A 16282-nucleotide genomic window follows, 5' to 3' on the forward strand; every position below is an offset into this window, starting at 1 on the left:
GCAAGAACGTGAGCGACGTGGTGGAGAACACCGTGCACCAGCCCTCTCGCCCCACAAGCCCCCGCTTCCGTCCCCGCGGCCAGGAGGACCTGGCGCCCTCCGGCCCGCTCGCCCGCGTCCAGGCGAACATCGCAGCACTCCGCACCCTGCGTGCGCTGCGCGACGAACAACGCCCCGCGACCCCGGCCGAGCAGCACATCCTGGCTCGCTGGAGCTCCTGGGGAGCCGTCCCCGGCATCTTCGACCCGCGTCAGGACGAGCTCGCCGAGCACCGCACCGAGTTGCGTCCCCTGCTGAGCGACGAGGAGTGGCACGCGGCCGAGGCGACGACCCGCAACGCCCACTTCACCGACGCCGCGCTCGTCCAGCCGATCTGGCAGGCCCTCCAGGACCTCGGCTTCCGCGACGGCCGCGTCCTCGAACCGGGCTGCGGCAGCGGCAACTTCCTGGCATTCGCCCCGCCCGAGGCGCAGCTGACCGGCGTCGAGCTGGACCCCGTCACGGCCGAGATCGCCGCCGCCCTCTACCCGGACGCCGCCCTCCGCGCCGAATCGTTCGTCGACACGCGCCTGCCCGAGGGCTACTTCGACGCGGCGATCGGCAACGTCCCGTTCGACGAGATCGCGCTGACCGACCCCGTGCACAACCCCATGCGGCTGGCGACCCACAACCACTTCATCGTCAAGTCGCTGGAGCTGGTCCGCCCCGGCGGCCTCGTCGCGGTGCTGACCAGCCGCTACACCCTCGACTCGACGGGCCGGACCGCCCGGCTGGAGATCGCCGACCGCGCCGACCTGGTCGGCGCCGTACGACTCCCCGCGGGCGCGCACCGCCGGGCCGCCGGCACCGACGTCGTGACCGACCTGCTGATCCTCCGCCGACGCGACGGCAAGGCTTCCGCCGTTCCCCAGACCTGGGCGCGCCTGGAATCGGTACGGGTCGGCCCGGACGCCACCGCCCTGGTCAACGCCCACTTCGCCGAACGTCCCGACATGGTCCTCGGCACGCTCGGCATGGCCAGCAACCAGTACGGTCGCGACGAGCTCACCGTCCACCCGCACCGCGACGCCGACCTGCCCGAGGCGCTGTCCCGGGCCCTGTCGACCATCGTCGACGAGGCCCGGGAAGCCGGCCTCACCATGACGGCCACCCCGGATGCCGCCCAGCGCGCGGCGGTCGACCAGCGCGCCGAACGGATGCGCCGCGCCCAGGAGATGTTCGGCGCGGAACTGGACCGCTTCGAGGGCACGCTCCTGGACCAGCAGAACGGAAGCTTCCTCCAAGTGGTCGGCGGCGAACTGGCCGAGCGCCCGGTCTTCGCGAGCGCCGCCGACGAACTGCGCTCCCTGCTGCGCCTCCGGGACACCTACGTCGAGCTGCTCGGCGCCGAGTCCACCGGCGACGAACAGCGGGCCACCGAACTCCGCCAGCAGCTCAACCAGCGCTACGACGCTCACACCACCCGGTACGGCTGCCTCAACCGACGCGAGACCCGGCGCGACCGCCGCTCCGCCCACGGAGCCTTCCGCACCGACCCCTACGCCGCCGGCGTCTACGCCCTGGAGATCTACGACAAGGACACCGGCACCGCGAAGAAGTCCGCGATCTTCACCCGGCCGGTCAGCACCCCGCGCGCCGAGCAGAGCACCGCCGACACCCCGCAGGACGCCCTGGCCATCACCCTCAACGCCCACGGCGAGGTCCGCCTCGACGAGATCGCCCGCCTCCTCGGCGCGGACTCGCTGGCCGACGCCAGAACCGCGCTCGGCGAGCTGGTCTACGAGGAGCCCGGCGGCCAGCGCCTCGTCCCGGCCGCCGAGTACCTGAGCGGCAACGTCCGCCAGAAGCTGGAGCGCGCCGAGAGCCTCCTCCGGGCAGTCGCCGAGGAGGAACGCGCCGAGCACCCGTTGCAGGTCAACGTCGCCGCCCTGCGGCGCGCGCTGCCGCCGGACAAGCAGCCCGGAGACATCGAGGACGTCCAGTTCGGCGCCACCTGGATCGAGCCGAAGTACTACGAGCAGTTCCTCCGGCAGCTCCTGCAGACCCGGAACCTCACGGTCACCCGCACCTCCGGCGCCGACTGGGAAGTGGAAGCACCCTCCGCCGTCCGAAGATCCCGAGCCGCGACCAAGGTGTACGGCACCAGACGCCGCAACGCCGTCGACCTCGCCGAGCGCATGCTGCGCCGCGCCAGCCTCGTAGTGCACCCACCCAAGCCCGACAACAGCGCCACCCCTGCGGACATCCAGGCCGGCAAGCGCTGGGCCGCCGAGCAGACCGAACAGGTCATCGCGAAGCAGGAGGAGCTGAGCCGCCTCTTCGCCGACTGGCTCTGGCAGGACCCCGAGCGCACCAAGGACGTCCTGACCACCTACAACCGCCTCTTCAACTCCTACGTCCCCTACCAGGGCGACGGCAGCCATCTCACCTTCCCGGGACTCTCCGACGCGCTCACCCCGCGCCCGCACCAGCGCGCCGGCGTCGCCCGCGCGCTGGTCGAGCCCGGCGGCAGCTTCTTCGACTACGAGGTCGGCTTCGGCAAGACGCTCACCATCGCGATGACACTGATGGAGATGCGGCGCCTGGGCATGGTCCGCAAGCCCTGTGTCGTGGTGAAGAACGCCACTGTCAACGACTTCCGCAACGACTTCCTCAAGGCGTACCCGGCGGCCCGGGTCCTGGCGATCGACAGCAGCGAGTTCACGAAGGAGACCGCGGCCGCGTACGTCGCGCAGATCGCGAACGGCGACTGGGACGCGGTGATCCTGCCGCAGACCCTCTTCAAACGGATCCCGATGTCCGGCCGCGGCCAGCAGCAGTTCGTCGCCGACCAGACCGCCGAGTACCGCGCGCTTATCCACAGGGTGTTGACAGGCGGCGACGCGGCCCTGGCGCCCGAACTCAACCCCGGCGGCGACCCGCTCATCTCCGAGGCGCTCGACGCCGCGACCACGACCAGCGACCCACGTGAACGTGGCGCGAGCCCACCCTCCCGGGACACCGTCAAGAAGCTGCAGGGCGACCTCAAGCGCCACACCCAGCGAGCCGAGCGGAACCTGGTGAAGCAGTCCACGACCGGCATCTGCTGGGAACAGACGGGCATCGACTTCATCACCGTCGACGAGGTGCAGGACTTCGCCAACGCGGAGCTGGGCGCGAACAACTCCGAGCTGGCTCTGCCGGTCTCCGCGCAGTCCAAGGACCTGAAGCTGAAGCTCCACGCCACGGCGAAGGCATACGGCCCCAAGGCCGGCCTCGGCTCGACCGGGACGCCGTTTCCGAACGCCATGCCGCAGGCATACGTCATGCTCGACTACTTCCGTCCCGACCTGCTCGCCGCCGCCGAGATTCAGGCGTTCTCCTCCTTCCAGGCCCAGTACCTGATGGAGGTCGTGGCGCCGGAGATCTCGCCCGAGGGCACCCCGCGCATCAAGGAGCGCATCGGCGCCTTCCGCAACGCCCGGCAGTTCCACCAGCTGTGGAAGTCGATGGCCGACGTCCGCACCAAGTACGACATCCACCTCCCCATCCCGCAGCACATCAGCGAGACCGTGGTCGTCCCGGCGACCGAGACCGACCGCTCGTACATGGCCGAGATCGCCGAACGCGCCGAGGACGTGCGCGGCGGCTCTGTCGACGTTTCCACGGACAACCTCCTCAAGATCTCCAACGACGGCCGCATGGCCGCCATGGACCTGCGCATGGTCGGCAAGGACCCCGACGGCCCCGGCAAGCTCGACGCCGCCGCCGACACGATCGCCCGCACCTGGCAGGAGTTCCGCGACCGCACCTACACCGACCGCGAGGGCACGCCCAGCCCGCTCCCCGGCGCCCTCCAACTCGTCTTCGCCGACCGCGGCACACCCTCGGAGGAGAGCCGGAAACGCGGCAGGTTCATCGCCTACGACTACCTCCGGGACGAGCTGATCGAGCGCGGCGTCCCCGCCGGCCAGATCCGCTACGCCCAGGACGCGCGGACCGCCGAGGAGAAGGAGTCGCTGTTCTCCGACTGCCGCCAGGGCAAGGTCGCTGTCCTCATCGGCTCGACCGACACCATGGGCGTCGGCGTCAACGTCCAGGACCGCGCCATCGCCCTGCACCACCTCGACTGCCCGTGGCGGCCCAGCGACGTCACCCAACGCGAGGGCCGGATCATCCGGCAGTTCAACCAGCACCTCGCCCTCGACATCCCCGTCCGCATCTACCGCTGGGTCAAGGAGGGCTCGTTCGACAGCTTCATGTGGCAGACGGTGGAGCGGAAGGCCCGCTTCATCGACCAGGTCCGCACCGGCCGGGACCTGGAGGAGCAGGAACGGGCGCTGGACGGCGACCTCGGTAAGGACTACCTCGAGTTCGGCGAGATCAAGGCCATCGCCACCGGCAACCCGCTGCTGCTGAAGAAGCTGCAGGCCGACGAGCAGGTCCGCCAGCTCGACGCCGCCTACACGAACTGGAAGCGCACCAACCGCCACCTCCGCACCGTCGTCGACACCGCCGACGACACCCTCGCCCGCGCCCAGAACCAGGCCGACCTGGTCGGACGCGCGGCACGGGCGCGGACGGAGACCAAGGGCGACGCCTTCCGCATGGAACTGCCCGACGGCACGATCGTCACCAAACGGCAGGACGCAGCCGCCGCGCTCCGTACCCGGCTCGCCCTGATGCAGCGCACGACGTACGGCGAGACCGGCACCTGGGAGCACCTCGCGACGCTCGGCGGCCAGCCGTTCCAGGCACGCGTCAACGCGTTCCACGACTTCGCCGAGTTCGCCATCCGGGGCCTCGACGACGTGCCACAGGCCCGCTTCGCCATCAACGACGTCGGCGCGCTCGTCACCGACGGCAAGCCACTCCTGGGCCTGGTGACGCGCCTGGAGAACCAGGCCGAGCGACTCGACACGCTGCACGCCAAGCTGCTCTCCGTCGTGGACGAGGTGCGGCAGGAGATCGACCGCGCCCACAAGCTCGTCGACCAGCCATTCACCAAGCTGGACAAGCTCAACCGCGCCCGCGCGGAGCAGGCCCAGATCGAGGCGGAGATCGCCGCCCGAGTCGGCGGCGCGAGCAACGAGGACTCCGGGCACGAAGCCGCGGTGGGGGAGGAGCGACCTGCCCGCGAGGCGACCGCCACCCCGTACGTCGACCGCACCGAGTACTGGGCGGCGGAAGGCGAGGCCCTCGACACCTACCTGGCCTGGAAGAACAAGTTCGGCACCGGCCTGGCCGACGGCACCGAAGCGCAGCGCGCCCTCGCCGCGACGGCCGACGCGATGCTCACCCAGAGCCGGGAATCCCGCCAACACCGGCTGCTCGGCCTCCACCACGTCGTCGACTGGACGACAGTCCGCACGCTCGCCGACCGGGCCCGGACGGTCGCCGAGACGTGGGACCGCGAACAGCGCGGCCACGACGTCGTGCACCGCACCTGGGAGATGGCCACAACCCTCCGCGACCACGCTGCCCGCTACAGGGCCACCGTCGAAGACCAGCAGGGCGAAACGTTCCGGCGCTGGGCAGCAACCGAGGAACCGGTCACCCTCGACGACGACGGCATCGACTTCATCCCCGGCCTGTCTGCAGACGCCGAGTACACGGTGACCGGCCCCGGCGGCCAGCGAACCGACCCCATCACCGGCGCCCGCCTCGTCACCGGCATCGCGCGGCTCATGACGGACGGCATGACCGTCGAAAGAATCCCGAACGGACTCAGACTGACCGCCTCCGACGGCACCCACTTCGAGCTGACCTCCACCACGTCAGCACCGCCGAAGGCCGTTGAGCCACCAGGCCCCGAGCCGAAGCCCGCTGAGCCGACGACCGACGACGTGCCGGGCTCGGCGAACCCCCGGGCCAGGAACCTGGCGATCCTCCTCGGCACCTACACCGACGGCGGCGAACTGGTGGCCGGCAGAGCCCTGGTCGCCGAGGCGATCACCGAGCTGCACCAGGCACTCGACCGCAACGATGTCGAGCACCCACCGGACCTCCTCGACTCCGCGGCCGACGACCAGGCCACACCAGAGACCGCGTTCTCGACCTACGACCGCCTGGCGACCGCCGCGTCAACGCTGGCCGACGCCACCGAGGGCGAGGTCGCCGAGCACGCCCACCGACTCGCGCAGCGGACGGAGCGTCACCTCGGCCGCATGCACGCCGCCGGCCGCGACCTGTTCGATCTGCTCCTCGACGCCTCCGCTCTGGACCCGGGCTCGTGGGCCGTGCTGACCCGGAACGATCCGCTGAAGGAGCGGCCGGCGGCCTACTCCGACAGCGAGCACCTGAACCTGGCGCGCACCATCCTCTTCCAGACCTACGACCGCTGGCCCGATGCGCCCAGCGACTCCGGCGGCGAGAACAGCGAGCGGCTGCGCGCCGCCATGTGGGCCCGGCGTGAGGAGCCCGACACTCCGATCGGCACGGCACTTCCTCGTTGGATGGAGGTCGTCTCCTACGCGCTCGGCGCGGCGGAGGAAGCCGGCCCGGATGCCAGCCGCACCGCGCTGCGAGACCTCGCCCAGCACGCGCACCAGCACCACCAGGCCCTCGCCTCCTACCACCTGGCCGCCGCCCGCTCGGCTCCCTACGAATCCGCCGACGCGTTCATCGGCGGCGCCGATCAGGTCGCGGGGGCGTGGGACGACTGGATGCTGACCGCCACGGCCCGCAGGCTGACCCAGCGCCGAGATGAGTCGCCCGACGGCTCCCTCGCCACAGCACGAGCGGCACAGGAGCAACTCCGCGAGGACCTCCGCGCGGCCGAGGACGCCGCGACGGAGGACGGCACGCTCGACGACGTCACCCGCCGCACCACGAAGCTGGCGCACGCGACGTACGCGCTGACGCTGAGCCTCCGCGAGGGCGACTACCACCAGCCCGACGATCTACGAGCGCTCACCCGCCTCGTCAAGGCGAGCTACGCCCACGCGGCCAGCTGCCGTTCCTCCTCCCACCACACGGAGACTTCGGCCGCGGTGCGCGACGGACTGACCCGCAGGCGAGAACAACCGCAGACCGAACAACGCCCTCCGACGGGAACCTCGCCCAGCGGCGAAACTGACTCGACGGACGCCGCACTCGCCGAAACACCCACCGCAACCGACGAGACACCCGACGTCGGACCCGACACCGAGCCACCGCCAGCACGCGCAGCAGAGATCGCCGCAACCGCGCGAGCCAACGGCTGGCGAGCGGCCGGCACCTGGAGCCGCCTCACCGAGTACTCCTCCCCGCACTACGAACTGTCCCTGCAGGCGGAAACCGCACGCGGAGAGCGACGCTTCCGGCTCGTCTGGGAGATGAACCGGGGCCGCCACACCTACAACGCGCAGCACTCAGCCGCTTACCACCTCAGCCACCGCTCGGCGAGGCATGGATTCCGCCCCAAGCTCGGCGACGTCGAACAGGAGATCCGGTCGCCCGCCGTCCCCCCGAGCCCGCCCACCCAGGCACCACCGCCGGCGGCACTCGAATCGTCACCCGCCGAGCGTGACTCCAGCCAGGACTCGCTCTTCGACGGCCACACCGCCGAGCCGCCGCTTCGCCAGACCCCTGAGCCGGCCGCGCCCGCACCGACGCTGACAGCCGACCACCTGGCCTCCCTGCCCCGCCACCCAAGACCGCCCCACGACGCGGACGCACGGCTCGCCGTGATCACCACGCTGCGCCTCCCAGGCGGCGAGGTGCCCGAGACCGTGCTACTCCTCCAGTCGGTCGAGGTCGACGAGGACAACGGCGAGGACCCCGTCGTCCTCGGCGCCCAGATCGTTCCGTCGAACGACGTCGTGGTCTCCACCAGTCTCAACGGCCGATGGTTCCCCGCCGACCTGCTCACCATGGCCGACGCCCGCGTACTGCCCCTCCCCGCACCCCTCCCGTGGCCGCGGGTCGAAGAGCTCGCCCAGCTGCCCCATCACGAAGTGCTGAATGCCCTACGCCTCCCGCACCAACCGGCCGCGATGCCCGCCGCCGTACAACGCGAACCCGACCAGTCAGCCGACCCCGCCACCACGGCGCAGCCACAGGAGGAGGAGAGCGTGACGACCGTCATCGAACCGGTGGCCCCCGCCGGTCCCTGGACCAGCCGCATCCAGATCATCACCGACGGCGGCGCCACGTTCGTCACCGGAACAGGCGGCGCCCACTGGCAGCAGGAGGCCGAACTCCGCACGCTCCTCAAGACCGACCGGAACTTCACCTTCCGCAACGGACGCTGGCGGTACCAGGGCCCCGACTCCCGACGAGACCGCGTCATGGAGGAGATCCGCACCTACCTCCTGGCCAAGGACGCGCAGGAGGAGGCCGCGGAAACGGCCCGCCCCGCCGCACCCGAGTACCCGCCGACCCCTCAGCAGCAGGCGATCATCGACGCCTGCCTCGCCGGCCAGGACGTCGCCGTCCAGGCCCTCGCCGGAACGGGCAAGACCTCCACGCTCCAGATGGTCACCCGCCGCATGCCCGACAAGCGGATCGCCTACGTGGCCTTCAACCGCTCCATCGCCGACGAGGCGAAGCGGAAGTTCCCCCGCAACGTCACCGCCGACACCAGCCACTCCTTCGCCCGCGCTGCCCTCCGCAACACGCCCCTGAAGACCAAGATCGAGACCGCCGGACGCAACGGCGGCGCCCGCCGGCCCAAGGACGTCGCCAAGGCACTCGGCCTGACCAAGCCCCTCCGCTACGAGGACGGCGGCGTTGAGCCGGACGATGTCGCCCGCATGGCCATGGCCGCCGTCCGCCGCTTCCGCGAGAGCGCCGACGCCGAGCTGGGACCACAGCACCTTGACGCGAAGTGGGCGGACACCCCGGCCGCGCCCGGACTGCTCGACGTCGCCCGCCGCGCCTGGGCGGACATCGCCGACCCTGCCGGCGACAAGCTGTTCTTCTCCCACGACGACTACCTGAAGCTGTGGGCGCTCACCCACCCCCGGCTCACCTACGACGTGATCCTGTTCGACGAGGCGCAGGACATCAACCCGGTCCTGAAGAAGGTCATCCAGGACCAGAACGCCCAGACGATCGTCGTCGGCGACAGCAACCAGAGCATCTACGAGTTCCGCGGCGCCATCGACGCACTGAAGGACTGGCCGGCCGACGTCGTCCTGCCGCTCACCCAGAGCTGGCGCTTCGGCCCCGAGGTGGCGGCCGTCGGCAACGACTTCCTCCGCCTGCTCGACTCGGACCTCACCCTCGAGGGCAACCCGGCCCTGGAGTCGGCCCTCGGCCCGGTCGACGACCCCGACGCCGTGCTGACCCGCACGAACGTCGGCGCCATCGGGGCCGTCTTCGCGGGCTTCGAGGACGGCAAACGCGTCGCGCTGGTCGGCGGCGGGCGCGACATCGAGGAGATCGCCAAGGCGGCCCGCGACCTCCAGCGCGGCCGTCGGACGACCCACCCGGAGCTGGGCGCGTTCGAGAGCTGGAACGAGGTCCGCGAGTACGCGGAGACGGAGGACGACCGGACCCTCCAGATGTTCGTCCGGCTCGTCGACCGCTACACCCCCGAGGGCCTCCTCGGCATGATCGGCGACCTGGTGCCGGAGGACGCCGCGGACGCGGAAACCCGCCCCGAACTCGTCGTCTCCACCGCCCACAAGGCCAAAGGACGGGAATGGGACCACGTCCGCATCGGCACGGACTTCCCACAACCCACCGAGAACACCGAGACCGGCGACATCGAACTGCCGTTGGCCGAGGAACTTCGACTGGCCTACGTCACCGTGACGCGCGCCAAGAAGCGCCTCGAGATCGCCTCACTGGGCTGGATCGACACCGTCGGCGAGACCGCACCGCGGCCCACGGCACCGACCGGCACGGCCATCGAGCCGACCGTCCACGAACCAACGCCGGCGCCCCACACCCCCACCGACGAGCCGCAGCCCACACCCCAACCGAAGAGCCCGCCGCTCACACTGCTCACGATCTCTGCCGCCACCCAGAAGCAGCTACGCGTCAGTGTCACCGTCGACGGAGGCGCGAGCCGATCGCGCGACCTCCCCGGCCTCTCGCCAGCCGACCTCCCGAGCTCCTTCACCCTGCCGGTGACCGGAGGGCTTCCCGCGCTCCTCCGCCCACCAGCCCTCACCCCGTCACTGCTCTCCACCGCGGAGGTGACCACCTGGCTCAACGACCACCTGCCGAGCGGCCCTCTCGCCACCGCGTGGCAGACGGACGCCACCCGAACTGCCCTGACCCACGCGACCCGGGACGCCCTGCGCGACACCATGGCACCGGCACTGGAGGAGGTAGCGACGTGGTTGGTGGAGGCCAGCGTTCTGCACGACGACGTCATCCGGACCGCCCACACCATGAGCCCGGACGACTTCGCGGTGGCCTTCGAGCGCATCGCGGAGAACCTGATCCGCGACGACGGCTCCGAGCACCTGCTCTGGGGCTACCTCGGAACGGGCGCCGACCGCCGCGACGCGGTCCTCGCCCTCGCCGTCCCGCGCGCGTACCGCGAACTCCGCCGCACGACCCCTCACGCCCCCGTCCCAGACCCGCGCGAAGCCCAACGGACAGCTGACGCTTCGCCAACACCTCCTCAAACATCCACCGACCCGCAAGCACCTCCCGCCCTCCCGTGGGACGAGGAGAAGATCCGACGGCGCGGCCAGGCCGGCCTCCTCCGAGCACGGATTGGCGCGATCCCCGACCTCGCTCGTCAGATCGGCGAGGCGGTGGGTGATGAGCGAGCACGGACCGTGTGGGAGGAGGACCATCCCCTCGCCCAGTTCGACGCGAACGTCAGCCACACACTGGCCGGCTTCGGCGACGCCGACACGCCGACCCGGTCCTTCGTGGCGGAGCGAGCCACCGAACTCAGCACCCAGATCGAGGCGATCGCGAACCGCGCCGCGCGGCACTACTACGAACTCATCCTCCCGAACGCCGCCGACCCCACGTTCCTCACCTCCCTGGACCACCAGCTCACCGTCGCCAACAGGCCGCCAGAGCCGAACAACCCCTTCATCCGCGAGGGCCTCGTGCTCGTCCTCCGGGCGATCGACGAGGCCGAGAGTGCCGCGCGCGGCCGGAAACTCAAGCCAACAGCGGTGCGGAAGGCACTGGAGCAAATCGCCGGCCTGGCCGGACACGATTCGACGAACGGGGAGCTCTACCCCAACATCCACGCCGCCCTGACGCCCATCCGTGCCGAGTTGGACTCCACTCGGGTGGTCCTCGCCGAGCTGCGCGGGGACACCGCGGCACTCGACGAGTACGCCCGCCTCCGCCAACGGATCGCCGACCATCAGCACCCCTCCACCACCCCGACCGACTCGCCGACCCCCAAGCCCGCCCCCGCCCCCGAACCAGAAACGGAACAAGAAACTCCGCAACCCGCCCCTCTGACCAACCACGACATCGCCGCCGCTCTCGGTCGCCTCTCGCCCTGGGACTTCGGCCAGCTGATCGCCACCATGGATCAGAAGAAGAAGCGGTACCCCCGTCTCCACGACGGCTATTTCCGCATCCCGACCACCCCGGACGGCGACGGCCCAAGCTCGTGGGCGAGCGCGTTCTCCTCCCGCTCCGGACTGGACATCAAGATCTCGGTAGACGACACGGTGGTGCGCGCCGGCCGCGTCACCTGGGCCAGGGCCCTGAAGCTGCTCCGGCCGGCCGTCACGCCACTGCGCAGAGATCTGGTGGTCGAGTGCTGGCGCACGGACAACGCCATGCGCCTCGCGGAGGACGCCTTCTCCGTCATCGGAGAACGCAGCAGAGCCGAAACCGCGGCACGCGAGCTGAACGCCCTCCTCAGCTCGACCAAGAGCACGATCATCACCGACTCGCTGGGACCAGAGACGGCCGCCAACGAGGACCAGCACGCAGCCGAGGAAACTGCACTGCGCCGGGTGAGGGAACTCGCCGCTGTACTCCCCTCCGGCCGCACGGCCATGAAGTCGTTCCACGAGGTACAACCGGGCGACGTCCTCCTGACGGCCCCCGACCAGAACCGACCCTTCCTCGCCCGCAGCCGGGCCACCATGGAAGGCAACGAGGTCCTCGTCACCGGCGACCTTCTCCTGATGGGCGGAGCGACCCGGCCTCACGCGTACAGAAGAACCACGAACGAGCTGGGCCTCGACACCGGCGTCCAGATCCTCCTCCTCCCCAAGTCGCTCACCGGCCTGATCGACGTCCCAACGGAACCGTCACCTCTCCGCGCCGTCCAGGAGAACCAGCCGCCGCAGCCGTTCCCGGACAACGCCTCCTTCCACCTCGCACTCGAACGGCTCCGCAGCGCCCACGACGCGTGGGCCCTCTCCGCCACCGCCCAGTCCGACCACATCACCGACGCCACCACCCAGATCACCAACGCCTGGCGCGCCCTCGCCGAGACCGCCCAACACGAAAACACCGAGCCGGCCCCGCTCATCGACGCCTACGAGAACCTCATCTCAACGGCCACGCTCGCCGGGCGATCGATGGACGAACACCACGCCTTCGACTCGGTCACCGACCGCCGGCTGCTCCAAGCGATGATCACCGCCGCACGCGAACAGCGAGCGCGCCTGGAGACCACGCCCACGCTGGCCCCCGCCTCCCCGCCGCCCGACCGCCCGGTGACGCGGAACGACCTGGAGCAGCACTTCGACAGCATCGTCACCATGCTCCAAGCCGACACAGCCCCACGGCAGAGCACGGCACCCCCCACGGACACCACCCCGCAGCAGCTCGCCCGCCTCACCGACCAGATCGCCAACCTCCGCGACCTGCTGAACCGAGTCCTCGGCGACGCGGACACCCACCCCGTCCCGCAGAACGCGCCCGAACCCAGGATCGACGCCGCCGACGCCGCCACACTCGACGCAGCGGCCGGCCACGCCCACGATCAGATCGGCGACCACGAGCACACCCCGGAATGGGCAAGGATCCACCGCCTCCGCCACCTCGCCGACGAGGTACGCCACGCCGTCCACGACGCGGTGACGACCGCCTCCAACGACATCTGGTCGCCCACCCTGGACAGAACCCTCCAGGCCCTGACCGCCCAAGCGGTATCGGCCGAGGCGGTCGTGCTCGCCCAACGCCTGGAACGCGACGGTGAACGCGACAGCGCCGCGTGGGAAGCCGTATGGCGCCTCCACCGCGCGGCAACGACCCGAGCCGACCGCCTCGCCGGCCTCCTCCACGACGACCAACGCCTCGACTTCCCCCACCAACTCCGCCACGCATGGCAACGGCTCGCCTCCCACCTCCCCACCCGCCCCGACAACGCCACTCCCTCCAAGCCCCAGATGCTGATCGCCAGCGGTCTCGCCACCCTTACCAAGGCGCACCACCAGGCCCTCGACCGCATTGGCGACCTCGCCCAACACCCCGCCTGGCGAGCCATCACCGCGGTCTACGAGTCGGCCCGCGAAGTGCTGGACACCGCATGGCTCGGCGCGCACCGACTCTCAGCGGACGACGCCACACTGGGCACCGCCCGCATGCTGTGGGTCCGCACCCTGGAACTGATCTCCCACGGCGCCCGCCGGCTCCTCGACCACCTGAACCGCACCGGCCACCGCGACGGCCTCCGCTGGAACGCCCTCCGCGTCCTGCACCATGCGGCCGAGGATCACATCTCCCACCTCCGCGGCCACCTCCCCACGACCTCCCACAGCCCACTCGGCACCTATTACGAACCGTCACTGTTCGTGGGCGAACAGTTGACCCTCCACGACGAATGGGACCAGCTCCACCAGGCCGCCAACATCGTCACCGCGACGAAGTTCGCCTCACCCGTCGCCCTCCACCGCCGCATGGACATCGGCCACCGCGAAGCGGTCTCCCTCCTCGACCGCCTCGAGGAACTCCAGATCGTCGGCCCACCATCCCGCGGCCGCCTCCGCGAAGTCCTCGTCGATCCCGAAACCGCCGAACGCACCATCGACAAAGCCCAATCCACCCACCCCTCCGAACCCCGATGGGCCCCCACCCACGAGCCCTTCACCAACCGCTGGTTCCACGAAGTCCGAGCCACCCTCCCCCGAGACCCCGCCCGCCGCGACCTCCTCACCCTCCTCTTCCACGAACACCAACGCGTCGCCCGCGGCGAAACCGACCCTGCCCAAGCCGGCCAACGAGCCAACCACGCCGTCACCCTCCACCTCACCGGTCGCACCGCCGAGATCCCGGACGCCCTGACAGGCCATTCACACGTTGAACCGGAACTGCCCCAACCTCCCCCGCCCTCCACAGCGACGCCCGCACCACCAGAACCATTGCGGACCACAGGCGAGTCCTCGCCCGCTCAGGCCACTCAGACGTTCGATCAGTGCGTCATCACTCAACGCCTCCTGGCAGAGCAGGCAGGTCGCCTACAGACCAAGGCCCGCCTCACTGCCGCAGTAGCCACCAACGCGGTGGACAGGGACAGAGCAGAGTTGCTCCTTCGACTCGCCGAGAACGCCAACGCTTCTGCAGCCGAGTTGATCACCCCAGGGCAGACCACCACGTCCAGCACCGTGCCTCTGCTAGCGGAACCCTTCCTGGCAGCACTCCGCACCCACGCAGCCGCCCGGTCCGTGGTCCTCCCGGACGACGTGATCCAAGACGCCTGGACCGCTGCCCTGAGAGCGATCGCCTCGTCCAGCGACGCGATGGAAGCAGCCGGCACCGTCAGGTCGCTCCGAAACCTGGAGAAGCGGCAACACGAACAGGTCTCGCGATCGCGCATCCAGAGCCTTTCGGGCCCAGCAAGATCATCCAGGTAGGTGTGGCCGGCCAACTCAACGCCGGACGCCCGGAAGCAACCAGCTCCCACGAGGCGGTAACAGACTCGTGCCTCAGACTTGCCCGACGCCATGGAACGCGTTCACGAGCCGGAGCCACGCGCCGTGGCTCCGTCACACGATCGCGGGGCGGGGTACGCCCAGGGGCCCATACCTAGCTGAGTGTCGGCGACGGGTAACCTCCGCGAGCGCGGAGCGGACCGTGGATGCAGCACCGCGCCGAGGAGACGCGCTGCGCGCGGGCGCTGTGGGACGCCGCCAGCTACTGCGTCCGGTGCCCAGACGGTTCGTGACGAAGTGAGGAGAGGCCCCCGGCCGTAGCCGGGGGCCCGCACGGTGCCGACTCAGTACTTCTCAGGTTCGTCGCCGAGTGATATTTCCAGCTGCTTGATCTTTCCGCTGGTGCTCACCTCGGCATACACCGGCCAGTCGCCGGGGACCTCGGCCCCGCGTGCACACTTCACGAACTTCTCGATCTCGTCCAGCGTCATGTCCTTGGACTCGCCGCTGACCTTCAACATCTGAGGCATGGAGCCATCCTGTCAGCCCGTCGTTGCCGATGTGAGCGCCCTCAGTCCGTGTGTGGCTCCTACGCGAGTTGGGCCTGCGAGGATTTCCAGCCGACTCTGCCGACTTAGAGGGCGAAGGGCTGCGAGCAGCAGGCGGAGCAGCATCTTACCGGGTATGTCAAAACTGCTGGCCAGGCCACGGTTCGTCGTTGCGCCAGATCGATTGGCCTCGGCATCGAGGGTGACTGAAGAGGCGCTAGGTTCTTCGAACGACTGAGGGAGGCGAGATTTGGCCAGCCTGAAATCGCTTGGAACCCGGGAAAGTAATTAATCTCACTTGCGCCTGAGAGCTCTCAGGCGCAAGCGTACAACCTATCGGGCGCCTGAAACCGAAGAACGGGGAGCCAGGTCACCGAGAGCGTAGTTACACGGTGAATGCAGAATTTCACTGTGGGTAATTATGCGGACACGACTCATTCGGACCGTCCAGAACCAAGCCGTCCCGATGGCTGATCTACGCTCCCAACAGCGAAGGGGCCGGGTGGTGGTGCACCCGGCCGCCTCAACAGCTAGCGGGCCGCGAACCCGCCAAACAAGTCCCGTAAGGAAGAGACTCGGTCTTGAATCTATCAGTGAAATCCACGCACATGGATCGTGCCAAATGGACGCGGGCAGCGATCGAGCAGGTCGGAGCCATCCTCGCCTGGCTGCAGGTTTCCATTCGTGAAACGCTTCACCGTGGTTCTGCTGCTGGTCAGGACCCGGAGGTGGCGTGAGCAGCTGCCGGATCCGATTCTCCCCCGAAGCCGAGGTGTCGCGGCGGGCCATGCCCGACAAGCTCCGCTCCCGGTTTGAGGGCGAGATCAAGGAAACCCTGGCGCGTGACCCCTACGGTCACGGCTCCGTACCAATCAGGGACGAGCAAGACCGCCGGGAGGCGACCGTGGCGGGCGTGATCATCGTCTACTACGTTTCGCAGGTGGTGATGATCGTGACAGCGGTGAGGCTCGTCTACTGATCAGTAGCGACTCGACAGCGGCGCCCCACCCT

Annotated in this window: 3 protein-coding genes; 2 read left to right on the forward strand and 1 reads right to left on the reverse strand. The window is 69.9% G+C overall.

The genetic code is table 11. From position 1 onward, the window contains the following. Positions 1–8 precede the first annotated feature (8 nt). Positions 9–14705, forward strand: a complete 14697-nt coding sequence (locus tag ABGB06_RS23605) for a UvrD-helicase domain-containing protein (RefSeq protein WP_347592616.1) — start codon at positions 9–11, stop codon at positions 14703–14705. Positions 14706–15067: 362 nt separating this feature from the next. Here the strand turns inward: ABGB06_RS23605 and ABGB06_RS23610 are convergent, their stop codons facing one another. Continuing rightward, positions 15068–15253: a hypothetical protein gene (locus ABGB06_RS23610; protein WP_347592618.1), complete on the reverse strand. Its 186-nt coding sequence runs from the start codon at positions 15251–15253 to the stop codon at positions 15068–15070. An 805-nt stretch (positions 15254–16058) separates the two neighbouring features. Between ABGB06_RS23610 and ABGB06_RS23615 the strand changes: the two genes are divergently transcribed. After that, a complete protein-coding gene (locus tag ABGB06_RS23615; protein WP_347592620.1) occupies positions 16059–16250 on the forward strand; it encodes a hypothetical protein in 192 nt (63 codons plus the stop codon). The last annotated feature ends 32 nt before the right edge of the window (positions 16251–16282 follow it).

Source organism: Streptomyces sp. B6B3 (assembly GCF_039871525.1).
Classification (GTDB): Bacteria; Actinomycetota; Actinomycetes; order Streptomycetales; family Streptomycetaceae; genus Streptomyces.